General features: G+C 67.6%; 20 protein-coding genes. 10 read left to right on the forward strand and 10 right to left on the reverse strand.

What is annotated here, in order from left to right; all coding sequences use genetic code 11:
• The first annotated feature begins 25 nt into the window (after positions 1-25).
• Positions 26-1465, forward strand: a complete 1440-nt coding sequence (locus V1Y59_RS22380) for an APC family permease (protein WP_330507244.1) — start codon at positions 26-28, stop codon at positions 1463-1465.
• Positions 1466-1686: 221 nt separating this feature from the next.
• Here V1Y59_RS22380 and V1Y59_RS22385 read toward each other — a convergent pair whose 3' ends face one another.
• A complete protein-coding gene (locus V1Y59_RS22385; RefSeq protein ID WP_330507245.1) occupies positions 1687-3291 on the reverse strand; it encodes an AMP-binding protein in 1605 nt (534 codons plus the stop codon).
• Positions 3292-3504: 213 nt separating this feature from the next.
• Here V1Y59_RS22385 and V1Y59_RS22390 point away from each other — a divergent pair, with 213 nt between their 5' ends.
• Both V1Y59_RS22390 and V1Y59_RS22395 read left to right on the forward strand, forming a co-directional pair.
• Positions 3505-3984: a DUF2975 domain-containing protein gene (locus V1Y59_RS22390; protein ID WP_330507246.1), complete on the forward strand. Its 480-nt coding sequence runs from the start codon at positions 3505-3507 to the stop codon at positions 3982-3984.
• Positions 3984-4193, forward strand: coding sequence for a helix-turn-helix domain-containing protein (locus V1Y59_RS22395; RefSeq protein WP_330507247.1), 210 nt, complete (start codon positions 3984-3986; stop codon positions 4191-4193). Before V1Y59_RS22390 ends, V1Y59_RS22395 begins: the two co-directional genes overlap by 1 nt.
• 66 nt (positions 4194-4259) lie before the next feature.
• On the opposite strand, the gene V1Y59_RS22400 is transcribed toward V1Y59_RS22395, so the two are convergent.
• Complete coding sequence (locus V1Y59_RS22400) at positions 4260-4856, reverse strand: type III secretion system chaperone family protein (protein WP_330507248.1); 597 nt, start codon at positions 4854-4856, stop codon at positions 4260-4262.
• A 45-nt stretch (positions 4857-4901) separates the two neighbouring features.
• Positions 4902-6248 (reverse strand): D-inositol-3-phosphate glycosyltransferase, encoded by a 1347-nt coding sequence (gene mshA / locus V1Y59_RS22405; RefSeq protein ID WP_330507249.1) that lies wholly within the window; start codon positions 6246-6248, stop codon positions 4902-4904.
• Between the two features lie 142 nt (positions 6249-6390).
• Between mshA and V1Y59_RS22410 the strand changes: the two genes are divergently transcribed.
• The 5 genes from V1Y59_RS22410 to V1Y59_RS22430 all read left to right on the forward strand — a co-directional run bounded on the left by V1Y59_RS22410 (position 6391) and on the right by V1Y59_RS22430 (position 11194).
• Complete coding sequence (locus tag V1Y59_RS22410) at positions 6391-7641, forward strand: cytochrome P450 (protein WP_330507250.1); 1251 nt, start codon at positions 6391-6393, stop codon at positions 7639-7641.
• Positions 7642-7648: 7 nt separating this feature from the next.
• Positions 7649-8233 carry a TetR/AcrR family transcriptional regulator gene (locus V1Y59_RS22415; protein WP_330507251.1) on the forward strand — a complete coding sequence of 195 codons (585 nt, stop codon included), beginning with the start codon at positions 7649-7651 and terminating at the stop codon, positions 8231-8233.
• A gap of 194 nt (positions 8234-8427) precedes the next feature.
• Entirely contained in the window at positions 8428-9438 is a 1011-nt protein-coding gene (locus V1Y59_RS22420) for a metal ABC transporter solute-binding protein, Zn/Mn family (protein WP_330507252.1), read from the forward strand.
• Positions 9439-9443: 5 nt separating this feature from the next.
• Positions 9444-10322: a metal ABC transporter ATP-binding protein gene (locus V1Y59_RS22425; RefSeq protein WP_330507253.1), complete on the forward strand. Its 879-nt coding sequence runs from the start codon at positions 9444-9446 to the stop codon at positions 10320-10322.
• Positions 10319-11194: a metal ABC transporter permease gene (locus V1Y59_RS22430; protein WP_330507254.1), complete on the forward strand. Its 876-nt coding sequence runs from the start codon at positions 10319-10321 to the stop codon at positions 11192-11194. Before V1Y59_RS22425 ends, V1Y59_RS22430 begins: the two co-directional genes overlap by 4 nt.
• Before the next feature lie 28 nt (positions 11195-11222).
• Here V1Y59_RS22430 and V1Y59_RS22435 read toward each other — a convergent pair whose 3' ends face one another.
• On the reverse strand, positions 11223-11732 hold the full coding sequence (locus V1Y59_RS22435; RefSeq protein ID WP_330507255.1) for a DUF2599 domain-containing protein: 510 nt from the start codon (positions 11730-11732) through the stop codon (positions 11223-11225).
• 60 nt (positions 11733-11792) lie between these two features.
• Between V1Y59_RS22435 and V1Y59_RS22440 the strand changes: the two genes are divergently transcribed.
• Positions 11793-12887, forward strand: coding sequence for a glycoside hydrolase 5 family protein (locus V1Y59_RS22440; protein WP_431309274.1), 1095 nt, complete (start codon positions 11793-11795; stop codon positions 12885-12887).
• Here V1Y59_RS22440 and V1Y59_RS22445 read toward each other — a convergent pair.
• From V1Y59_RS22445 to V1Y59_RS22460, 4 genes are read right to left on the reverse strand one after another with little or no spacing between them, the layout of a single operon-like run.
• The gene (locus tag V1Y59_RS22445; RefSeq protein ID WP_330507257.1) at positions 12880-14574 is read right to left on the reverse strand and encodes a glycosyltransferase family 39 protein; all 1695 of its coding nucleotides are present in this window, start codon (positions 14572-14574) and stop codon (positions 12880-12882) included. The genes V1Y59_RS22440 and V1Y59_RS22445 overlap by 8 nt on opposite strands.
• Positions 14571-16100 carry a glycosyltransferase gene (locus V1Y59_RS22450; RefSeq protein ID WP_330507259.1) on the reverse strand — a complete coding sequence of 510 codons (1530 nt, stop codon included), beginning with the start codon at positions 16098-16100 and terminating at the stop codon, positions 14571-14573. The genes V1Y59_RS22445 and V1Y59_RS22450 overlap by 4 nt, the downstream gene beginning before the upstream one ends.
• A 1-nt stretch (position 16101) precedes the next feature.
• Positions 16102-17625 (reverse strand): hypothetical protein, encoded by a 1524-nt coding sequence (locus tag V1Y59_RS22455; RefSeq protein ID WP_330507260.1) that lies wholly within the window; start codon positions 17623-17625, stop codon positions 16102-16104.
• Entirely contained in the window at positions 17622-19577 is a 1956-nt protein-coding gene (locus V1Y59_RS22460; protein ID WP_330507261.1) for a hypothetical protein, read from the reverse strand. The genes V1Y59_RS22455 and V1Y59_RS22460 overlap by 4 nt, the downstream gene beginning before the upstream one ends.
• Before the next feature lie 209 nt (positions 19578-19786).
• Between V1Y59_RS22460 and V1Y59_RS22465 the strand changes: the two genes are divergently transcribed.
• Entirely contained in the window at positions 19787-20593 is an 807-nt protein-coding gene (locus tag V1Y59_RS22465; protein ID WP_330507262.1) for an alpha/beta fold hydrolase, read from the forward strand.
• Between the two features lie 30 nt (positions 20594-20623).
• On the opposite strand, the gene V1Y59_RS22470 is transcribed toward V1Y59_RS22465, so the two are convergent.
• Positions 20624-22174 carry a carboxylesterase/lipase family protein gene (locus V1Y59_RS22470; protein ID WP_330507263.1) on the reverse strand — a complete coding sequence of 517 codons (1551 nt, stop codon included), beginning with the start codon at positions 22172-22174 and terminating at the stop codon, positions 20624-20626.
• 218 nt (positions 22175-22392) lie between these two features.
• Complete coding sequence (locus V1Y59_RS22475) at positions 22393-23154, reverse strand: LamB/YcsF family protein (RefSeq protein WP_330507264.1); 762 nt, start codon at positions 23152-23154, stop codon at positions 22393-22395.
• Between the last annotated feature and the right edge of the window lie 137 nt (positions 23155-23291).

Raw genomic sequence — 23291 nt, forward strand, 5'->3', positions numbered from 1 at the left:
CCGGAATCCGGTCTAGCTTCACTACATGACCGTCAGCGCGGATACCGGCGCGACAGGCGCCGGCAAATCCGATCAACAACCCGAACTCAAGCGTGTCCTCGGCTGGAAGTTGCTGCTGCTCTTCATCATCGGCGACATCCTGGGGACCGGCGTCTACGCCCTGACGGGCCAGGTCGCGGGCGAGGTGGGCGGTGCGGCGTGGTTGCCGTTCCTGATCGCCTTCGCCGTCGCCACCCTCACCGCGTTTTCCTATCTCGAACTGGTCACCAAGTATCCCCAGGCCGCCGGCGCCGCTCTGTATGTCCACAAGGCGTTCGGGGTGCACTTCCTGACCTTCATCGTCCTGTTCACGGTGATGTGTTCCGGCATCACCTCGGCAACGACTGCGTCGCGCGCGTTCTCGGCGAACATGCTGACCGCATTCAGCGGCGGCGACAGCCCGGAATCGACCAATCCGGCGCTGCTGTTCTTCGCCATCGGCTTCCTGCTGCTCGTCATGTTCATCAACTTCCGCGGCGTCGCCGAAGGTGTGGGCACCAACGTGGTGCTGACGCTGGTCGAGCTCACCGGCCTGCTGCTGGTGATCTTCATCGGCTATTGGTTCATCATCGGCGGCAACGCCGAACACTGGGATGCGGTGGTGGCCTTCGAAACCACTGCGGACAAGAACGCCTTCGTCGCGGTGGCGGCGGCGACCGCGTTGGCGTTCTTCGCCCTTGTCGGATTCGAGGACTCGGTCAACATGGCCGAGGAATGCAAGGAACCCACCCGGATCTTCCCGAAGGTGATGCTGACCGGCCTGGGGATCACCGCGGTGGTCTACGTGCTGATCGCCATCGCGGCGGTGGCGATCGTCCCCGTGGGCGATCTCGCCGACAGCGACACCCCGCTCGTCGAGGTCGTCGAGGCGGCGGCCCCGGACTTCCCGATGACCGAACTGCTGCCGTGGATCTCGATGTTCGCCGTCGCGAACACCGCGCTGATCAACATGATGATGGCCAGCCGCCTGCTGTACGGGATGTCGCGACAGGGCGTGCTGCCGAAGTTCCTGTCCTACGTCCACCCGGGCCGCCGCACCCCGTTCGGTGCGATCATCTTCACCACCGTCATCGCGCTCTGCCTGCTCGTCTACGTCAGCTCGGACCCGGAGAGCAACGTCGTCGGGCTCCTCGGCGGCACCACCGCCCTGCTGTTGCTGGCGGTGTTCACCGTCGTCAACATCTCGGTCCTGGTTCTGCGCCGGGACAAGGTGCAGCACAAGCACTTCAAGACGAACACGGTGTTCGCCGTGCTCGGCGCGGTCACCTCGGGCGCGCTGACGCTGCCGTTCGCCCGCGCCGACAACGAGCAGTACGTGATCGCCGGCTGGCTGCTGCTACTCGGTGTGGTCCTGTGGGTCTTCACCTACTGGTGGCATCGTCGTCAGCACATCCCCGACGATCGGCATCTCGAAGAGATCAACTAGCACAAGGGTCGAGTGGGCGCTGTTTTGCGTCGAGTGGGCGCGGCAGTCGTAAGCCAAGCTCCGGACGCCACCAGCACGGAGGTCGAGTGGGCGCTGTTTTCAGTCGACTGGGCGCGGCCATCCACCTGACCGCGCACAGCCGACGAAATCCCGCGCCCAGTCGACTGAAAACAGCGCCCACTCGACACGAAAGAGCACCCACTCGACGTCGCGAGCGAAGGTTACTTCCGCAGGTCCTTGCGCAGGATCTTGCCGGAAGCGGACTTCGGGATCGCCTCGATGAACTCGACCGCGCGAACCTTCTTGTGCGGAGCCACCTTTGCCGCGACGAACTCGATCACCTCATCGGCGGTCAGCTCGGCGTCGGCCTGCTTGACGACGAACGCCTTGGGGATCTCCTCACCGTCGTCGTCGACCGCACCGACAACGGCGGTGTCAGCGATCTTCGGGTTGGTCAGCAGCAGTGCCTCGAGTTCGGCGGGCGGAACCTGGTAGCCCTTGTACTTGATCAGCTCCTTGAGCCGGTCGACGATGTAGACGCAGCCGGTGGGATCGACCTGGGCCAGGTCACCGGTGTGCAGGTAGCCGTCCGCGTCGATGGTGTCGGCGGTGGCCTGCTCGTTGTTGAGGTAGCCGAGCATCACGTTCGGCCCCTTCACCCACAGTTCCCCGGGTTCGGACAGCCCCTCGCTCGGCAGGTCGATCTCGTCGCCCGTGGCCGGGTCCACGATCTTGTTCTCGGTGTTGGGGATCGCCCATCCGGTCGACGACAGCGGCGGATCCTCCTGACCCAGGGCCGCTTGCGTGTCGATCGGGATCAGGTGACTCACCGGCGACAGCTCGCTCATCCCGTAGCCCTGCAACATGTGCAGGTCCAGCCGTTTCGCAACCGCCTTGCCGAGCTCGTCGTCGAGGGGCGCGGCACCCGACATCATCATCTCCAGCGACGACAGGTCATAGCTGTCGACGATGGGGTGCTTGGCCAGCGCGACCGCGACCGGCGGCGCGATGTAGGCGCTGGTCACCTTGTGGTTCTGGATGTTCTCGAGGAACTCGACCAGGTCGAACTTCGGCATGATGATCAGCCGGCCGCGGTTGTAGAGAGCCGCGTTGAGCAGCACGGTCATGCCATAGATGTGGAAGAACGGCAGCACCGCGATCACCACGTCGTCGGCGGTCATGCCCTGCAGTGGCTTGATCTGGGCGACGTTGGCGACGAGGTTGCGGTGGCTGAGCGCAACACCCTTCGGGTTGCCGGTGGTGCCGGAGCTGTACGGCAGCGCCGCCACGTGGGTGACCGGGTCGATGGTGACGTCGGGTGCGGGGAGATTGGGGGCGAGCAGATCCACCGCATTGGGGTGTCCGGTCGCCTTGAGTCCGGCGCCGTCGAGGATGATCAGGTCCGCATCCGAGATGCCGACCTCCTTCGCCGCAGCCTTGGCCTGTTCGGCCAGCGGAGACACCGTGACCAGCATCTTCGCCTTCGAATCGGTGAGCTGCTTGGCGATCTCCGGCGCGGTGAACAGTGCGTTGATCGTCGTCGCCGTGCCACCTGCGCGCAGGATGCCGTGGAACACGGTCGCGAACGCCGGGATGTTGGGCGACAGGATCCCGACCACGTCACCGACACCGATCCCCTTCGCCGCCAGGGCGCCCGCCGCGGCGTGGATCTGCCCGATCAGGCGAGCGTAGGTCGTCTCGTCGCCGGACTTGGGGTCGACCAGCGCGACCCGATCCATGTCGTCGTCGGCGATCGATCCGAACAGGAAGTCGTAGACAGTCTGATTCGGGATCTCGACATCGGGAAAGGGACTCTTGAAGCTCATGACACCTCCGTTGGGATTCCGACAAATCGTAGCAACACTCGTTGTCACGATCTGTCCGAGCGTGTCCGCATCATCCGTTTCCCCGTAGCAGATCATGCGTGGACAGCGCACAACTCTACGTCGCCCGGGCGACCGTGACCGCGACTCCCCCAAATTACCCGTCGACCCACCAAGAATATTGACTTCCGATAGCTACACATCGATTATCGATACATGAACGTCGACAATCGAGTCGTCATCCCGCTTCGCGCCGCGCTGCTGGTCCTGCTCGCCGTACTGATCGTGCTGCAGACGCTGTCGTTCCCGGGACAGTTCGCGCACATGGCGGCCGAGTCGCCCGAGTCGGCCCACCTGCGCTGGCCGGCGACAGCGCTGGCGGCGTTCCTGATCCTGTGCGTCGAGGTGGTGCTGGTCTGCATCTGGCGACTGCTCACCTTGGTCCGCGGCGACCGGATCTTCACCCGGGCGTCGCTGATCTGGGTGGACGTGATCGTCTGGACGGTGGCCGTCGGCTGGGTCGCATTCGCGGCCGCCTTCGTCTACGTGGGCGTCAACGCCGACGACCCGGGTCTGCCGCTGCTGATGTTCGTGTGTCTGACGTTCGTCGCGGTGTTCGGTCTGCTGATGATCGTCATGCGCGCGCTGCTCCGGCAGGCCACCGACCTGCGCACCGACATGGATGCGGTGATCTGATGCCGATCATCGTGCGCATCGATGTGGAACTGGCGAAACGGAAGATGAGCGTCGGCGAGTTCGCCGAACGCGTCGGACTCACACCGGCCAACGTGTCGGTGCTGAAGAACGGTCGCGCCAAGGCGATCCGGTTCAGCACGCTCGAGGCCATGTGTCGCGTGCTCGACTGCCAGCCCGGCGACATCCTCGAGTTCGTCGACGAGGAGTGAAACCCCACCCTTCGAGACGCCCTCCGCAAGCTCCGGGCTCCTCAGGGATCGGGGGGAGAAGGCTCCTCAGGGATCGGGAGGGAGTCCCGCGGCGTCGACCGCGGTGGTCTCGCCGGGCACGTACCGGCCGGGCAGGGGTTCGCCGGGCTCGGGTAGCGCGTCCTTGTCGATGAGGTGCTCGAAGGCCAGGAGGTTGCGCAGCGACTCGCCGCGCGACACCCGCCAGGCCCATTCGCGCTGGATGGACGTCAGGAATCCGAGTTCGAGGAGCGTGTTGAAGTCGCCGTCGGCGGCCTCGAGGACCTGTCCGAGCACGCGGTCGAGCTCGTCGGCGGTCAGCGCGTCACCGGAGATCCGCCCGACGAGGTAGATGTCGCCGGTGTTGTCGATGGTGTAGGCGACGCCGTAGAGACGTCGGTTGCGCCGCAACAGGTAACGATAGACGGTCTCGTGGTTTTCGTCGGGCCGGCGGCACACGAACGCCTCGACCCGGACACCGTGCGGCCCCGCGGTCAGCAGGACGGTGGTCGTGAGCTTGCGGTCGCCGGGGAGTTCGAGGACGAAGTGATCGGCCTGTGCGCCCGACGCGTCCCGACGGCTGAATTCGATCTCACGCTCGGTCAGGGCCTTCTCGAGAACGTCGACGATCTCCGCCTGATTCATGCGATCACCCCACTACGGTTGCTGCCCAACAGTTCCTGCGGTTGTCTACTGCCCCACCGGCATCTTCGCCCGGACGCGCCGCCAACGCCGGGCGGAACGGCGCGCCGAGGCGGCGCCGATCGATCCGGGGTTGCGGGCGGCGAAGGACTGCATGGCCGCCGAGTAGCTGGCCAACAGTTCGGTGGACGTGTGCTCCCAGGAGAATTGCTCGGCATGCGGACGGGCGTGGCGACGCATGTCGGCCAACCGGTCGGGCGCGGCGAGGAGACCGTCGATGGCCGCCGTCCAGTCCTCGACGTCGTGACCGTCGACGAGAACTCCCGACTTCCCGTCGGCCACAGCAACACTCAGCCCACCGACGTCGGCGGCGACGACCGGGGTCCCGCATGCCTGCGCCTCGATCGCGACGAGGCCGAAGCTCTCCGAATAGCTGGGCACCGTGACGAGGTCGGATGCGCAGTAGACCTGGGCCAGCCGTCCGGCGGGCTGCGGCGGCAGGAAGGACACGGCGTCGCCGATGCCGAGTTCGTCGGCGAGATCGATGAGTGCGGTCGGTTGATCGAGCCCCGTTCCCGACGGGCCGCCGACGACGAGTACCCGCACGCGGCGCCCCGTCGTGCGTGCCCGGCCGATGATCGGGGCCGCGGCCGACAGCAAGATGTCCGGCGCCTTCAGCGGCTGTATGCGCCCGACGAACGTCAGGACCGTCTCGTCGGGGTCCAGGCCGAGTTCGGCGCGGGCCGCCGACCGCGGGCCCGGCGCATACGTGTCGAGATCGGCACCCGGATTCACCACGTCGATCCGGGCTCGATCGGCGTGATACATCGAGACGAGTTCGGTGGCCTCGGTGTCGGTGTTGACCACCATGCGGTCGGCTTCGTCGACGACCTGCTGCTCGCCGATGACCCGCAACATCGGTTCGGCGGTGTCGCCCTTCGCCAGTGAGGCGTTCTTCACCGCGGCCAGGGTGTGCGCGGTGTGCACCAGTGGCACGCCCCACCGGTCGCGGGCCAGCCACCCGACCTGCCCGGAGAGCCAGTAGTGCGAGTGGATCAGGTCGTAGTACCCGGGCTTGTGCATGGCCTCGGCGCGCAGCACACCTGCGGTGAACGCGCAGAGTTGCGCCGGGAGGTCGCGCTTGTCGAGCCCCTCGAACGGGCCGGCCACCACGTTGCGGACCGTGACGCCGGGTGCCGCGGAGACGATCGGCGCATCCGACGACGACGTCGCGCGGGTGAAGATCTCCACCTCGATCCCCCGTTGCGCGAGCCGGGTGGCCGTCTGCCAGACGTAGACGTTCATCCCGCCCGCGTCGCCGGTGCCCGGCTGCGCCAGCGGTGACGTGTGCACGGAGATGAGTGCTACGCGCCGCGGCACCGGTGGGCTGGTCATCCCTCCACCTTAGAGAAAACCGGTCGGGAGCCTTCTTCGCACCCGCTCCCAACTGCCCCGATCCCCGCAGACCGTGTCCGGGATCTCGCCGAGAGTTCCACCACCGGTTGACACTTCTGACAAAGTGTCTCAGGATCTGAACATGACGCCCGAAGTGTCCGACCGCCCGGCGACCTTCACTCTTCGATCCGGCGCCGGCTGGGCCGATCCGTATCCGATGTATGCGGCATTGCGTGACCACGACCCCGTGCACCGGGTGGCGCACCCCGACGACCCGGCCGCCGACTTCTGGGTGCTCACCCGCCACGCCGATGTGCTCGCGGCCGCCGACGACACCGCGACGTTCTCGTCGGCGCAGGGACTGACCGTCACCTACGGCGAACTCGAGGCGATCGGGATGGCCGACCATCCGCCGATGGTGATGCAGGATCCGCCGTCGCACACTGCGTTCCGCAAGCTGGTCGCGCGGGGCTTCACACCGCGGCAGGTGATCGACATCGAGCCGCAGGTGCGCGAGTTCGTGGTCGAGCGGCTCGACGGGCTGGCCACCGATGGCCCCGCCGACATCGTCGGCGAACTGTTCAAGCCGCTGCCCAGCATGGTCGTCGCCCACTACCTCGGCGTGCCGGAGGAGGACTGGGGGCGGTTCGACGGCTGGACGCAGGCGATCGTGGGCGCGACGTCGGGCACAGGTGGGATGGCGGCGGCCGCCGAGACCGCCGGGACGGCGACGATGGAGATGCTCGCCTACTTCACCGACCTCGTCGACTTCCGCAAGACCCATCCCGCCGACGACACGGTCTCCCAACTCGTGGCGGCCGGGCTCGCCGACGACCCCGATGACCCGGGCGGACTGCTCTCGATCCTGGCGTTCACCTTCACGATGGTCGCCGGCGGCAACGACACCACCACGGGCATGCTCGGCGGGAGTGTGGGACTGCTGGAACGCCATCGCACGCAGCGCCGGCGACTCGTCGACGACCCCGGGTTGATCTCCGATGCCGTCGACGAACTCCTGCGTCTCACCTCGCCGGTGCAGGGTCTGGCACGGACGACGACCCGAGATGTCACCTACGCCGACCACCCGTCCGGCCCGGTCACCATCCCGGCCGGACGGAAAGTGCTGCTCTGCTACGCATCGGCCAACCGCGATCCGCGAGCATTCGGTCCCGACGCCGACGACCTCGACGTCACCCGCCGGCCCCGCGGCATCCTGACGTTCAGCCACGGCAATCACCACTGCCTCGGCGCCGCGGCCGCCCGCATGCAGGCGCGCGTCGCGCTGACCGAACTGCTCGCCCGATTCCCCGACTTCAGCGTCGATCTCGACGGCATCGAGTGGGCCGACGGCAACTACGTCCGACGTCCGACCCGTGTTCCGTTTCATGTCTGAGCCGTCAATGTCTGGAGGGGCCCGATCGGACTGGCTGGCGACCGAACGCGCCGACCTCGCGACGACCCGCATCCTCGACGTCGCCGAAGAACTGTTCGTCGAGAACGGCGTCGCGGCGGTGACCATGCGGGGCCTCGCCGACGCGGTCGGGTGCTCGCGGGCGACCCTGTACCGCTACTACGCCGGAAAGGCCGAACTCCTCGCGGCTTACGTCGACCGCGCCGCGACCGAACTGGGCGCATCGGTCGCCGCGGCCGTCGGTGACGAGACCTTTCCGGCCGACCGCCTCGTCGCCGCGGTCACCACCGCGGTCGCCGGGGTGCGATCGAACCCAGCATTGTCGGCCTGGTTCGTGCCCGATACCGCCGCTCAGTCGACCTCGCTCGCCCTGGTCTCCCCCGCGATCGAACAGATCACCGTCGTCTTCCTCACCGAGATCCTGCCCACCGCCGACCTCGATGACCTGCGCGAGCGCGCCCGCTGGCTGGTCCGCGTGATCGTCTCCCTGCTGACCAGCCCGGGCGCCTCGGATCACGAGGAACGGGCGCTGCTCGAACGCTTCGTCGTGCCGGTCGTCGTCGGCGACGGCTGACCCGTGCGGTCACCGTTCGGCGGGCACGCGCTCAAACGCGCGGCAGCCAACCACGCGCGCAGGTTGCCGGCTGCGCGTTTGGTTGGAACGTGCGCGCCGCGGCGACCTCGGCCACGTCGCCCGATTTCGACTCGACGCCGGGTTCGCCTACGCTTCTCTCCGTAACGATTGTCATTTGCGTGAGGCGGAGACAGATGAGGCGAGTACTGACCACGTCGGTTGCCCTGATCGGCGCGGGAGCGTTGGCACTCTCGGGCTGCTCGGACGACAACGGCACCGACGCTTCCGGCGCGGCACCCGGAACCCCGACCGTCGTCACCTCGACGAACGTGTGGGCCTCGGTCGCGTCCGCGGTCGGCGGCGAGAACGCAACGGTCACGGCGATGTTCACCGATCCGTCGGCGGACCCACACGAGTTCGAGCCGTCCGCGGCCGACACCGCCGAGGTCGCCGATGCCGACCTCGTCGTGCTCAACGGTGGCCACTACGACCAGTACCTCGAGGACGCGGTCGCCGACACCGGGGTGCCGGCGGTCAACGCGTTCGAGCTCTTCGAGGCGCACGCCTCCGACGGCGAGGCGCAGGAGAGCGACTCCGCGGAGAGCGGTGACGACCACGCCGGCCACGATCACGGTGATCACGACCACGCCGACCACGATCACAGTGCGATGAACGAGCACGTCTTCTACGACCTCGAGGTGGTCGGGGAGGTCGCGACCCAGGTGGGCGACCAGCTCGCGGAGATCGCCCCCGACCACGCCGACGCCTACCGGGCCAACGCCGAGGCGTTCAACGCGGAGATCGACGGTCTGCAGGAGAATCTCGCGCAGATCCGCACCGCCCATGACGGCACCGAGGTCGCGCAGACGGAACCGCTCGCCGACTACCTGCTGGCCGAGGCCGGCCTCGTCGACGCCGCGCCCGCCGGATTCACCCAGGCCGTGGAGGAAGGGCAGTCGCCCTCGGCGGCCGATCGCGCCGCGTTGGAGGACCTGCTCACCGGCCATGAGGTCCATTCGTTGATCTACAACACGCAGGCCGTCGACTCGGTCACCGAAGCGGTTCTGGCCACCGCCCAGGGCGCGAACGTCCCGGTGGTGGAGTTCACCGAGACCCTGCCCGACGGCGTCGACGGGTACGTGGCGTGGCAGACCGCCCAGATCGACGCACTGCGTACCGCTCTCGACTCGGATACCGCACACTGAACCTCATGGCAGACCCCGATCATTCGTCGGCACGCACGGTCATCGACGATGACCCGGCGGCACCGGTCGCGACGTTTGAACGCGCCCGACTCGCCTTCGGCAGCCGTGTGCTCTGGGACGACCTGGACCTGACCATCTCGCGTGGCGAGTTCGTCGCGGTCCTGGGGCCCAACGGTTCCGGCAAGACGTCGTTCCTGCGTTGTCTGCTGGGGCAGTACGGCCTCGACCGGGGCCGCCTGGAGGTCACCGACGCGATCGGCTACATCCCGCAACAGCACGCCGACGACTCGGATCCGATGGCGATGCGTGGTCGCGATCTCGTCGGGTTCGGGGTGGACGGCTCACGGTGGGGTGTGGGTCTGCGCGGACGTGTCCGTCGCCGCCGCCTCGTGGACGCCGCGCTCGCCGAGGTCGGCGCGACGGCCTATGCGAACGCTCCGATGGGCCTGCTCTCGGGCGGCGAACAGCAACGGTTGCGGGTTGCGCAGGCGCTCACCACGAATCCGTCGCTGCTGCTGTGCGACGAACCGCTGTCGAGTCTGGACCCCACCAATCAGCAGCGGGTCGTCGAACTGATCGACGAACGCCGTCGATCCGCGAACACCGCGGTCGTCTTCGTGACCCACGAGATCAACCCGATCCTGCCCTACGTGGACCGGGTGCTGTATCTGGTCGGGGGGCGATTCCGCATCGGGACACCCGATGAGGTGATGACGACCGGGACGTTGTCGGAGCTCTACGGCAGCGATGTCGAGGTATTGCGGGTCAACGGTCGCCTTCTCGTGATCGGCGGCGAGGACAGCCATCACTGTGATCACCTCGCCGAACCGCCCACCTCGCCGGCGCCCACCGCGGCCGGCCGAGAGCGAGACGCCGGCGTATGACGCTCGCACAGCCTTTGGCGGCCGCGGACATCGAGCTCAGTAGCTTCTGGGATCTCAGCGCCACCGCCGACTTGTTGAGTCGTGACTTCGTCCAGCAGTCGTTGCTGGCTATCGCCCTCCTCGGGCTGCTCGGCGGTCTGTTGGGTCCGCTGATCGTGGCGCGGCAGATGTCGTTCGCCGTGCACGGGGTGAGCGAGTTGTCGGTGACCGGCGCGGCGGCGGCGTTGTTGCTCGGCGTCGGGATCAACGTCGGCGGCGTGATCGGGGCGGTCATCGCGGCATCGGTGTTCGGCTACATGGGTAACCGTGCGCGCGAACGAGATTCGGTGATCGGCGTGGTGATGGCGTTCGGCCTCGGTCTCGGCGTGCTGTTCCTCGCGCTCTACGGCAGTGCCCGAACGGGTTTCGCGATGCTCACCGGGCAGGTGGTGAGCGTCGGGACCGACGGGCTGACGGCCGTGGCCATCACCACCGTGGTCGTGCTCGCGGTGATGGCCGTCATCTACCGGCCGCTGCTGTTCGCGTCCCTCGATCCTCGGCTGGCCGCGGCCAGCGGGGTGCCGCTGCGCACCCTGTCGGTGGTGTTCGCCGTACTGATGGGCCTCGCCTGCGCGCAGGGTGTGCAGATCATCGGCGCGCTGCTCGTCATGTCGCTGATGATCACCCCCGCCGCTGCGGCGGCGAGGCTGACCGCGAATCCGACGACGGCCGTGATCGTCTCGATCGTCTTCGCCGAGGTGGCCGCAGTCGGTGGGCTGATCATGTCGTTGGCACCGGGCCTGCCGGTGTCGGTGTTCGTCACGACGATCTCGTTCGTCATCTATGTGATCTGCCGCTGGGCGGGCCATCGACGCCAGTTCGTGACGCGCTGAACAACACCCGCACGCGAGCGCCCGCAGGCTATTCCTCCGCGAACCCCGGATTACAACGGGCCGCGATCATCTCGTCGTCGGTCACCACGGGACGCCCGGGCTCGATGTTCCAGCTCGGCTTGTCGGGTTCCACCAACCGGGCGAAGTCCCAGTGACAGTCGAACTGGGCGCGCATCCCCGGGGTGTCGCCGTCGGGGGCGAGCCGGATCACCTCCGCCCAGGCGATGTCGGCCCCGCGGACGTTGTCGGTCCGGCGACCGGACGTTGTCGGGTAGACCTGCAGACTCGGACCGACCGCCGTGTCCACCCATTCGACGTGGTCGACGTACGGCGGCGGGAGGACGGGGGCCGTGGTCGGCACCGCTGAGGTGGACATCGACGGCGCGGCCGATGTGGTGCTCGCGGCGGCCGTCGTGCTCGCCGGTGCCGCCGACTCGTCGCCGCCGGCACATCCCGCCAGTACGCCCATACCCATTCCGAGCGACAGGAGCCCGGCGGCCAGCCGCCGCGACGATCCCCGAGTGCCGACCATCCCCATACTTCGCAGGTTAGTCAGCGGTAGCCTGCGGGAGTGGGTCACCCACGCGCCATCGCGCTTATGAGTGTCATCGTCGCCGTCACGGTCGGCATCACCGCTTGCGGCATCGGCGGCGGCGAATCGCGGATCACGTCCTCGGTCACCAAGGACTTCAGCGATCGGGTCGCAGTCACCGACACCGGCCTGCGGCTCGACAACCACGACTGGTGGCCCACCGGATTCAACGCGTACCAACTCGGCACCGACTGGTCGGTGAACCGCGGTTGCGGCGCCGAGGTGGACCTCGACGCCTACTTCGGAAAGCTTCCTCCGCACGCACTGACACGCTTCAACCTGTTCTCGATGTTCGTGGTCGACAAGAACAACGGTCTGATCGATTTCGAGCCGCTCGACGCCGTGTTCGACGCCGCCACCCGTCACCGCCAGATGGTGCTGCCCGTCCTGACCGGCAGCACCGGCGAGTGCGAGGACGGCCGGTTCAAGGAGCGCTCCTGGTACGAGGACGGGTGGCGCACCGAGAGGACCCTGGGCGGCATGACGTTCGCCGAGTGGCTGACCACGGCGGTGAACCGGTGGAAGGAACGGCCGACCATCGCCGGCTGGGAGATCGTCGGCGAGCCGGAGGCGAGCGTGTGCACCGCCCGCGGCTGTGACTGGCAGGTGCGGGCGTGCCCACCGGGCGGCGCCCAGGTGTTGCGCACCTTCTTCGACGACGCCGGCGGGATGCTGCACGGCATCGACCCCGGGCGCCCGATCTTCGCCGGATTCGTCGGCGGAGACCAATGCGGACTCGAAGGCGATGACTACGCCGATGTGGCCCGCTCGGAGCATCTCGATGTCCTCGATTTCCATGACTACGGCGGCAATCTGAGCGACTACGGACCGGCCGGCAGCGACCTGCCGACCCGTATCCGGCAGGCCCGCGAGGTCGGAAAGCCGATCATGGTCAACGAGATCGGGGTCGACGCCGGTTCCTGTCTCGACGTCACGACCCGCGCCGACGGGCTGCGGATCAAGATCGGTCAGCAACGCGACGCCGGGACGGCCGGCGCACTGCTGTGGGCCTACGTCCCAGACCCGCGCACCACCGAGTGCACCTACGACATCGGGCCGACCGACCCGGCCTGGCAGGTCGTCGTCGACACGGTCACCTGACGGGTTCGTCCTCGTCCGAGGCCACCAGGTCCGCCGAGGTGGTGACCCGGTAGATCCGCCAGTCCGGTAGGTCCGCGCCGACATTCGGGGCCTCCATCACCAGCACGCCGACCTCACCGCCGTTCTCGTAGAGCGTCGGGAATCGGACGTTGAGTGCGTCGGAGACGCCGCGGCCTTCGTTCGGCACCGAGAGCATGTAGCGGACTCCATGCGCGGCCGGGTCATTGACGATCTCGGTGAAATCCGTGTCGGACGGGATGACGAACTGTTTGGGGCGTGTCGACTGTGCGATGACGGCGAACCCGTAGACGGTGTCGCACAGCACGCTGCCGTCGGGCAGATTCAGTCCGTCGAGATACTGGGCCATGGACCGCTCGGTGGAGAACGACCGCACGGTCCGCTGTCCGTCGAGCCGCTTCTCGTCGACCGGAAGCCGGTCCGGCCCGATCGCCGAGTAGATCGGGAACTCCTGCGGGGCATACTTGGTCGACGACATCCCGTACGCGGTCGTGGGGACGGCGACCGCAACCGCGATCACCGCGGCCACGGCCATGACGAAGTGGCCCCGGCCACGCCGCACGACGATCAGCGGGGTGTCGGCATGCCGTCCCGGACGTCGCGACGGCGACGGTGACCGCGCGGGCACGGCGAGCAACGCGACACCGGACGCCAACGGCACGACCGTGATGTAGAACCGCAGGAAGCCGAACGTGGAACCCTGCGCATAGCTGTAGATCTGGAAGGCCAGCACCCCACCGACGAGCACCATCGGGGTGAGCAGTGGATAGAAGCGGCGACGTCGTATCCGCGCGATCGCGACGGCCGCCAGCAGCAACGGGAACAGTGGCGCCAGGATGAGCAGTTCGATGACCGAGAACCGCAGCGCCTGGAACGGACCCGTGACTCCTGTCCCGCCGGACTGTTCGATGATCGCCGTGTTTCCGTACTGCGACGACATCTGGGCCAGCGCGTCACCGGTGATCAACCAGCTTGTGATCGCCCAGCCGAGGAACGCGATGGCGCTGGGCAACGCCACGATCAGCATGTCCAGCCCGGCACGGGTGACCCGATCGGTGCGGTCGGCGCGGCGATAGCTGACGACGGCGACGACGATACCGGCACCCAACGCCGCCAACGCCCCGTCGTAGCGGGTCAGGTAGGCGAAGCCCAGAGCCATTCCGGCGGTGACGAGGTCATGGACGTCGTCGGTGTCGACCCACCGGATCAGCCTGCGGCCTGCCCAGACCAGGAAGAACAGATACGGCGCCTCACTCATCCCGTTCGCCGCGTACAGCACGATCATCGGGTTGATCGCGTAGCCGACCGTGATCGAGATCCAGAGCCACGGCGCGAGACCACGATCCCGGCCGATGCCGGACAACTGGACGACGGAGCCGGCCATGAATCCCGACGACATCACCGCCGCCGAGAGGGCGGACGTCGTCATCGCCGGGAAGATCGGGGTGAGCGCGGTCAGCGGCAGCTGGACGATCGCGGTGAGCGGGGTGAAGATGAAACCGATCGCCGACAGGTGCGGGTCGCGGCTGAACAGCACGCTCTGCGCCGACTGCACCCGGGACAGTGAATCTCCGAAGTAGAACCGGACATCCGCGGCGAGCCACACCCCCACCGCCAGGTAGGCCAGCCACACCACGACGAACAGGGCCACCACGTGCCGTCTGGTCATGCGGTGCTCCCCCCACCGCTCGCGGATTGCTCCGCTTCCGCCGACGCGTTGGAGTCGCTGTCGGCAGATCCGCTCGACAACCCGTGAAAGGTCTTCTCCCAGTACGACGGATTGAACAGCATCTGCCACATGCCCTTGATCGCGGCGACGCTCATCATCACCCAGTAGGCGGGGATCATCAGTGCCGACCACATCAGCGGGCTGCGTCCGTCCTCGCGGATCGCCACCAGATTCATGTAGATCGCGGCACCGTTGCCGAAGATCAGCGAGATCAGCGACAGGTAGTAGATCGGGCCGGGGAACAGATCGTGGAACACCGCCGGCTGCCCGGCGATCCAGATGACCATGATCAACCAGAACACCATGTTCATGCAGGCGATGAGCGGTGTCCCGGCGATGAGCAGCGTGAACCGGTACCAGGCGACCGGCCCGAGAATCCGCCACAGCTGTACCGGCCGGCGCATGTGCACCAGCCAGGTCTGCATGTAGCCCTTGTACCAGCGTGATCGCTGACGGACCCAGTTGATCGGGTCGACGTTGGCCTCCTCGAGCGTCAACGAGTCCAGTACCGCGGTGCGGTAGCCGTGGTCGGCGATGCGGACGCCGAGGTCGGCGTCCTCGGTGACGTTGAACGGATCCCATGCGCCGATGTCGTCGAGGATGTCGCGTCGGAAGTGATTCGACGTGCCGCCCAACGGGATCGGCGCCCGACTGACCATCAGGCCGGGAAGCAGGTAACCGAACCAGATCCCGTAGTCGGCGGTGAACCACTCGGTGAGGGTGTTGTCGCGCGGATTGTGGAAGTTAAGGGCGCACTGGACACAGACGACGCGGTCGTCCTCCTGCCGGAAGGCGGCCACCGCGCGACGCAGCTGCAGCGGGTCGGGCAGGTCCTCGGCGTCGAAGATGGTGACGATGTCCCCGGTCGCGAAGTGCAGCCCGTAGTTGCAGGCCTTCGGTTTGGTGCGGGGTTGCGCCGGTGGGACGAGAACCACTGTCACCAGGTCGTTCTCGCCGACCTCGCGTGCCGCGGCGATCGTCGGTTCGTCGTCCTCTTCGAGCAGCAACAACACCTGCAGCTTCTCGCGCGGGTACTCGATGGATTCCATGGCCGCGATGAGGTCGCCGACCACCTCGGGCTCGCCGTAGGCGGGCACGAGCACTGTGTACGGCGGCAGGTCGTCGTCGGGGATCGACCGCGCGCGCTCGTCGCTGATCTGGATGGCGCCGTTGACCAGTCCGCGCCGGAAGATCGTCAGCCGGTCGATGAGCGCGAGGATATAGACGACCGTCGCGATGGATATCAGACCGGCGGCCGATCCGACCGGGAACACCACGAACAAGACGACGACGACCGCGAGTGCCGTCAGCCCGATGATCTTCTGCCCGCGGCTGAAGGGAACCGATGCCGACAGCTGGGCGTCCTGGTCGCGCAGGCGCTCGATGGCGTCGTAGAGGGCGTCCTGGCGATACTCTTCGTCTGCCAGAAGTTCGGAGATGCTGCGTCCGTCGCGTCCCGGGGTCATGTCACCGATCCCCGATCGCGTCGACCTGGGCGTTGATCAGATCCGTGGCGCAGTCGACGAGCAGATCGCGGTCCTTGAATTGGGGTTCGAGGTCGGAGATCACCGAGTTCCCGCGGAAGAGAACCGTCAGAAAGGTGTTCATGTTGCGGGCCACGGTGGGTTCCGGTGACGGGAACGGCGCGTCGGCCTCGTGGTTGTCGACCGAGGTGATCGTGACCCGTGCGGTGGTCTCGCCGTTGCTCCACTCCCAGCCGATCCGGTTGTAGGTCAGGTAGTTCGCGTCGTCGACGACGGTCTGTAGAAAGCCGGTGACCCCGTGCGGGAGTTCTACCTCCTCCAACTCGCTGAAACGATCTCCGACCAGGTCGTACACAAAGATGATTGGGTACACCTCGAACGTGACCGGTCTCGAACTCTCGATACTGTTCACCACGACCTTGCGAGGCCGGGCGAATTTGTCGAACTCGTAGCTGCCCCGTGATTGGTAGAGGTCCTGGCCACCCATGACCGCCCCCCTGCCGTACAGTCGCGATACCCACTCGTACTGTCGGTATTCCCCTGCCACCCAGCCGGACGGGACCACCATCGGCGGACGCGTGTCGAGGCCGTCGATTCGCTGGTTCGAATAATTGCCGTAATCGGGAATCGGGATGAGGGCCATGATGGCCGCGGCGGCAGCGATGACGAGTCCTGGTCTACCGACTCTCGAGACCGCCGGCGGATACTTCTCGCGACCGAGCGGTGTCCAGGACATGTGGGACTGCCGTCGGCGGTCCACATACAGCACAGCGCATGCCGCCAGTGCCGCAACCACCGCCGGGACGGTCTGGTAGACCCACAGCCGCGCATCGGACCAGAGGACCTGCAGGGCCACCAGTCCGACCGTCCCGCCGATGCCGGCGATCGCCGCGCCGACCAGTCCACGACGCACCGTCCGTGCCGACGCAACACCGACCGCGGCGGCTCCGAACGCCACCATCACGATCCCGGCGGCCACCGGCCCGCCGCGCATGAGAAGCACCTCGAGGCGGTAGGGCACCGGGAAGATCATCAGCAGCAGAAACCATGCCCACCGGTACCGCGCGACCGGCCGCAAGCCGAACACCAGACAGCAGCACCCCAACACGAAGATCCACAGCGCGAGCAGATCGACGTGGCTGACCAGGTACGCGTCCTCGTATCGAAGGGTGAGGACCTTGACGGTGACCGAGATCAACAGCAGCACGACACCGACGATCACGTCGCTCTGGCGGTCGTGGATGGGTCGCTCGAGACCACGCCGCCAGGAGATCCCCGTCGCGGCGATGAGCACGAGGACCAGGACGGCCGGCAGGTAGGTGATGATCGTCTGCACCCGCATCTCGGTGGCGACCGCCACCAGCGTGTTCCAGAACGCCACGCCGGTCGCGACCAGCACCAGCGCCCAGCGGGCCGCCAACACCAGGGTGACGTTCTGCGCGAACCGCTCCCGCAGACCCGGACCGCGTGCCTCCGGTGACCCGACCGGCGCCGCCGTCGTCGTCACGGCTCCTCCGGCCGCCCGCGTCGCCGACTCAGCACTGTCCATCCGATCACCGCGCCGGCGAGGACCAGCGCTCCGGCAATCGCCACGATGACGATCCAGGAGCCGATCCGTCGGGAGTCATCTGCGCCCTGGTTGATCTCGTCGGATGACAACGACACCGGTTCCTGTCCGGAGACCTGCAGGATCGCGTCGCCGTCGATCGTCGACCACCGCTGTTCCTCGGAGAGCCAGTCGAGCAGCGCGTCGAGGTCGCGGGCGTCGTCGGTGGAGGTGGCGACCAGCATGCTGCGGCCGTTCTCGCGGGTCACCTCGAGGGCCCCGAAGCGAATGCCGGGGTTCAGCGTGACCGACGAGGACTGCGTGTCGTCGCCGCTCGACGTGACGGTCAACGTGCGCCCGTCTGCCTGCACGGGCAGGGGCAGGTCCGGCAGCCCGTTTCCGTCACCGGAGATCAGGATGGCCGGCTGCCCCGATTCCGCGGCGGTGTCCATCGAGACGACGTCGACGCCGAGGGGCACCGCGGACAGCGCCTGCAGCCCGGCGACGATCGACACCGCACGCCCCACGTCGGCCGTGTCCCCGGTGGTCCAGGCCAGCTGGGTACGCGGCATCAGCGACTGCGGCAGCGACTGGAATCCGGCCGGCTGCGGCGGATCGGCCTGCTCCGACCGGATCTCACCCGCCGACGACAGGCTCAGCGTGTTGCGATAGCCGGTACCGCAGCTCTCGCCGAGATTGCCGCGTTCGAGCGTCAGCGAGACCTCGGTGTAGCGCCGCAGCACGTCGTCGGGGATGTCGACCCACGTGTTGTACGTACCGGACCCGTCGGTGGGGATCGTGTCGATCACCCGGTCGCCCACCCGCACCGCGATCGCGCCGTCGGCGTCGCCCGGGCCCGGACTGTAGGAGCCGATCAGCTGGACCGAGACGTTCGTCGCCGACCATCCCAGCCGCGTCTCGTCGATACCGAAGGTGATCCGCGGCCATGCGGCGGACGTGATCGACTGGTCGGGCACGCCGAGGTCACTCAGCGTCTGGACGGACGCCGGCAGCTGCGGGGCGTCGTGCAGCGAGCCCGCGACCGCGGCGGAGCTGAGCGCGATCGGCGACAGATCGGAGGTGAGGAATTGTGTCTGGGTCAGCAGATCTTCGTCGGACCCGCCGATGACCAGGAACGACGATCCGCGGGAACTCTGCAGGGTCAGGCCCTGGTCCGCGGCGTTGTTGATCACGATCTGTCGCTCCAGCGGCCCGGCGACCGTGGGCGGCACCATCGACCCGCGTGGGAGCGCGACCGTCTCGATGGGCACCGGCGCAGGGGCGTACTCCGACACGACCGCGGCGGCGAGATTGACCGCCGCCGCTCCCTCGGCCTCCTGTACGTCGTCGGGGATGTAGATGGTCAGGCCGCGCAGGATCGGCGGCAGGAACTCGGCGACGTTGTCGGGGATCGCCTCGCGCCCGGTGTACTCGACCGACATGTTCAGCAGGCGCAGGGCGTTCTCCGGGTCGAACTGGCAGAAGCCCTGGACGCGGAGGTAGCCGCGCAGAGTCAGGTCGACCGCGTTCTCCTCGACGCGCACGCCGCGCAGCGGCAGTTCGATGGGGGCGCTCACCCCCGCTGTGATCGGGGTGCGGGAAATCATCCGATCTCCTTGCAGGACATCGATACTGCCGCCGGTGACGAACGCCGGCACCTGCGTCTCGCCACGTAGGACCGACGGCGTGAGGTTCGGTGCGACCGGCAGGCTCAGACCGACCTCGCCCTGCTGGCCGGGGAAGGTGAGGGTGGTCGAGGAACCGAGTTCGTCGAGGGCCATCGGCGGCGGTGGGTCGCCCGGCACAGCGGTCGCCTGCCCGGCAACTCCGCTGAGGGCGACGATCAGCCCGACAACGATCGCGAACACCGACGCGACGCGAAGTGGACGGCTGGACCTGCGGCGAACGGTCATCAAACCCTTCCTGCCATGGGCGTGGAGTCCCCCTGCTCCACGCGCGTTCCCTGAGAAAAGCTTCAGACCCCCCCTGAGAACCTATCCGATCGTCCGTACCGCGTCAGATGTTCGCTCCCTAGTCTCCGAGTCGCCACGTAGTCGAGTCGCAGTGGTTTCGAGTCGCAACCGTTTCCCATCGGCCGTGCGGATTCTGGAAGCATGGCGGGGTGTCCAGCGTGTCCATCGGAGAACAGATCGACGGCGGCGTCTATCTCGACGTCGGCGAGCGGCGCGTCTGGCATTTCCGCGGTGGCGACCCGTCCGGTCAGCCGACCGTCCTGCTCCACGGGGCGTTCGGGTCCGCATCGATCTGGGGCGCCCAGATCGCCGGCCTGTCGGCGGCGGGCCTGTCGATCTATGCGCCGGAGCGCAGCGGCCACGGCCATTCCCCTGACCATGCCGGGCCGTTCACTCTCGACGACATGGTCGCCGAGACCATCGGCTATCTGGAGCGTGCGGTCGGCGCACCGGCGCATCTGGTCGGCTGGAGCGACGGCGCGGTGGTCGCGCTGCTCATCGCGCAGCGTCGTCCCGACCTGGTCAATCGGATCGTCATGGTGTCGAGCTATGTCAGTCAGAGCGGTCAGGATGCCGGTGAGTTCCTCGACCTGATCCGGGATCGGCATCCGGGCACCGTCGAGTTCCTCCGTGACGGGTACGTGGAGATCAGCCCGGACGGGCCCGACCACTTCGACACCGTCTACGACAAGACGCTCGCGATGCTGGAACGCGAACCGGATTTCGACCTCGACGACTTCGCCGACGTCACCGCCCCGACGCTGGTCGTGGCGCCCGACCACGGTGTTGCCGTGCTCGACCACGCACTCGCGCTGTCGCGGGTGCTACCGAACGGCAGGCTGGCGGTGCTGCCCGGGACCCACATCCTGCCGGTCGAGGCACCGGAGTTGTTCAATCCCCTGGTCGTGTCGTTCCTCGCGGCCGACCCGCCCGATCATTGGGTGCCCTACCCCTGACGCCTCGGCGCTGCTGCTGGTATCGGTCGGTCACGCGGGTACGTGCACCTTGCGCCACGCGAGTCGGCGCGCACCCTCCGGATCGGACTCGACGCGGTCGGGATCGTCGATGATCAGCACCTTGCGGGAGTCGGTGTCGTAGGCCGGCCACCCGACACCCGGCACGCCGCCGGCCGCGAAGCCACCCCACCGGCTCTGGACGGAACGGATGATGCGTCCCGTCGTCCGCCAGTCGCCGACGGCGAGTCCGGCACCGATCGCGGTCCGGAACGCCCCGAAGACGGCGAACAACTCGGTCGCGTGGGTCGCACCCATCCCGGTGGCCTTCAGCGCCCGGGTGTGGAAGTCGTAGCGGTACACATACGTCGGTGCGACAGCGGCGTGTCCGTCCGCGAAGGCCACCATGGGTGCCCAGAACACCGAGTCCGCCGACAGTTGCACGAGGTCGCGGTTGCCGCCGTCGTACAGCGCGCTGATCTCGGCGCGGGACTCCTCGTCGTTCACCCGCACCAGTGCCTTCTCCGCGTCGGGGAGCACGTTCCAGAGCCTCGTGAACAGCAGGCCTTCGTCGTGGTTGCTGCCGATCACCAGCGGAACCGGAAGGGTCTTGCCTGCCGACGCGGTCTGCAACGGCGATGCCGGGAGGTAAGACCCGTCGATGACGGGGCCGAACGGGATCGGGTCCGCGCCCTCGGCCACCTGGGCGAACTTCATCAGGCGGTCGCCGGCACGCAGGATGTCCTGTGCGGAGGCGCGGGCGACCAGTTTCTGCGCCTCGTCCGGGGCGATCGGCTCGGCGTCGCGGTCGATACTTGTCGCGCGCCGTTCCGGGTCGCGTAGCTGACGCAGAAACTCGTCGGCGTAGACGCGGGCGCTGTCCGCCGAGATCGTGAGGTCGGGCGCCGGGCTCTGCGCGATGGCACGCGCGAAGAGGCCTTCGGCGGCCGGCGCGCACAGCAGCGACAACACGGCGGATCCGCCGGCGCTCTCGCCGAACACGGTCACGTTGTCGGGGTCGCCGCCGAATGCGGCGATGTTGCGCTGGACCCACTGCAGTGCGGCGACCTGATCCTTGAGACCCAGGTTCGAGTCGAATTGCCGGCCGTCGGTGCCGTACGCGCTGAGATCCAGGTACCCGAACGGACCGAAGCGGTACTGGATGGTCACCACGATCAGGTCCTCGGCCCGGGCCAGCAGCGCACCGTCGTACAGCGGGGTGGCGGCCGTGCCGAGGATGTAGGCGCCGCCGTGGATGAAGACCATCACCGGTCGCGGCCGCGACGACGGGCGGTCGGGGGCGAACACGTTGAGGGTCAGACAGTCCTCGCCGATCGGCTGATACTTGCCCGGCGCCACCGCGGTGTACATCTTGGCCTGCACGGCAGCCTTGGCGAACGACGAGCAGTCACGCACGCCGGGCCACGGATGCGGGGGTTGCGGATCCCGGAACCGGAACCCCGCCACGGGCGGCGCGGCGAACGGTATGCCCTTCCAGCTGATCGTGCCGCGCCGGGTGCGCTTGCCACGACTGCCCTCGACGATGCCATCGGCGGTGGTAACCCTGCTGTCGATCGCTGTCATGTTCCCCAACATAGTGCAGGCGGGTATCCCTCATCGTGACCCCCGCCACACGGATCGCCGTCGCCCCAGGTCGTCGAGGTCCCGGGTTGCGCGACCTCAGACGGCCGCGCTGCCACCCCACGCCGACAGAACCCGTCTTCTCGCCGACAGAACCCAAAATCTCGCCGACAGAACCCTGAATTCCGCCCACGAACCCGCTTGCGCGCCGACGGAACCCGTCAGCGGGCGGAGACGTCGATCCCGGCGTCGGTCAGGGCGGCCCGAACCGCTCGCGCGTGCTCGACTGCGCCGGGCGTGTCGCCGTGGAGGCAGATCGACTCGGCGTCGACGGCGACGACCGACCCGTCCACCGCGATCACCTCGCGCCTCTCGACGAGGCCGACCACCCGTCGGGCGATCTCACCGGTGTCGGTCAGAACCGAACCGGGCTCGGACCGCGGCACCAGCGTCCCGTCGGACCGGTAGGCGCGATCGGCGAAGGCCTCGGTGATCGTCGACAGCCCCTTGTCGCCGGCGAGCCGCAACGACAACGACCCCGGAAGACCCATCAAGGGAAGCGTACCGCCCAGTTCGACGATCGCGGCAACCACGGCGTCCGCCTGTACCTCGTGGGAGACGATCGAGTTGTACAGCGCACCATGGGGTTTCACATACTCGACATCGACGCCGACAGACCGCGCGATGGCCTGCAATGCGCCGATCTGGTAGATGATGTCGGCCGTCAGCCGCGCCGATTCGATGTCCATGAACCGTCTGCCGAAGCCCTCGCGATCCGGATACGACACCTGGGCACCGATGCGCACCCCGGCGGCCGCCGCAGCGCGACACGTGCTCAGCAGTTCGAAGGGATCGCCGGCATGGAATCCGCAGGCGACGTTGGCGCTGGTCACGATGCCGACCATCGCCTCGTCGTCACCCACCCCCTCGCCGAGGTCGGCGTTCAGGTCGACGGTGATCGCCGGGCTTCCTGAATCTGCCATGAACGCCATCCTAGTGTCCTGCGCCGTTAATTCGTTGAATAAGTCTGCCGATGGAGCCGAGGATGTCTTCGGCGGTTTTGGTCCAGATGAATGGTTTGGGGTTGGCGTTCCATCCGGCGATCCAGTTCTTGATGTCG

Origin of the sequence: Gordonia prachuapensis, from assembly GCF_036350515.1 — a bacterium.
GTDB lineage: Bacteria > Actinomycetota > Actinomycetes > Mycobacteriales > Mycobacteriaceae > Gordonia > Gordonia prachuapensis.

Coding starts and splice junctions, on each gene's coding strand:
- V1Y59_RS22450 (WP_330507259.1), bottom strand. CDS start 16,100: ATGACCCCGGGACGCGACGGACGCAGCATCTCCGAACTTCTGGCAGAC.
- V1Y59_RS22475 (WP_330507264.1), bottom strand. CDS start 23,154: ATGGCAGATTCAGGAAGCCCGGCGATCACCGTCGACCTGAACGCCGAC.
- V1Y59_RS22400 (WP_330507248.1), bottom strand. CDS start 4,856: ATGAATCAGGCGGAGATCGTCGACGTTCTCGAGAAGGCCCTGACCGAG.
- V1Y59_RS22460 (WP_330507261.1), bottom strand. CDS start 19,577: ATGACCGTTCGCCGCAGGTCCAGCCGTCCACTTCGCGTCGCGTCGGTG.
- V1Y59_RS22430 (WP_330507254.1), top strand. CDS start 10,319: ATGACGCTCGCACAGCCTTTGGCGGCCGCGGACATCGAGCTCAGTAGC.
- V1Y59_RS22385 (WP_330507245.1), bottom strand. CDS start 3,291: ATGAGCTTCAAGAGTCCCTTTCCCGATGTCGAGATCCCGAATCAGACT.
- V1Y59_RS22425 (WP_330507253.1), top strand. CDS start 9,444: ATGGCAGACCCCGATCATTCGTCGGCACGCACGGTCATCGACGATGAC.
- V1Y59_RS22435 (WP_330507255.1), bottom strand. CDS start 11,732: ATGGGGATGGTCGGCACTCGGGGATCGTCGCGGCGGCTGGCCGCCGGG.
- V1Y59_RS22440 (WP_431309274.1), top strand. CDS start 11,793: ATGAGTGTCATCGTCGCCGTCACGGTCGGCATCACCGCTTGCGGCATC.
- V1Y59_RS22380 (WP_330507244.1), top strand. CDS start 26: ATGACCGTCAGCGCGGATACCGGCGCGACAGGCGCCGGCAAATCCGAT.
- V1Y59_RS22470 (WP_330507263.1), bottom strand. CDS start 22,174: ATGACAGCGATCGACAGCAGGGTTACCACCGCCGATGGCATCGTCGAG.
- V1Y59_RS22415 (WP_330507251.1), top strand. CDS start 7,649: ATGTCTGGAGGGGCCCGATCGGACTGGCTGGCGACCGAACGCGCCGAC.
- V1Y59_RS22420 (WP_330507252.1), top strand. CDS start 8,428: ATGAGGCGAGTACTGACCACGTCGGTTGCCCTGATCGGCGCGGGAGCG.
- mshA (WP_330507249.1), bottom strand. CDS start 6,248: ATGACCAGCCCACCGGTGCCGCGGCGCGTAGCACTCATCTCCGTGCAC.
- V1Y59_RS22395 (WP_330507247.1), top strand. CDS start 3,984: ATGCCGATCATCGTGCGCATCGATGTGGAACTGGCGAAACGGAAGATG.
- V1Y59_RS22445 (WP_330507257.1), bottom strand. CDS start 14,574: ATGACCAGACGGCACGTGGTGGCCCTGTTCGTCGTGGTGTGGCTGGCC.
- V1Y59_RS22410 (WP_330507250.1), top strand. CDS start 6,391: ATGACGCCCGAAGTGTCCGACCGCCCGGCGACCTTCACTCTTCGATCC.
- V1Y59_RS22390 (WP_330507246.1), top strand. CDS start 3,505: ATGAACGTCGACAATCGAGTCGTCATCCCGCTTCGCGCCGCGCTGCTG.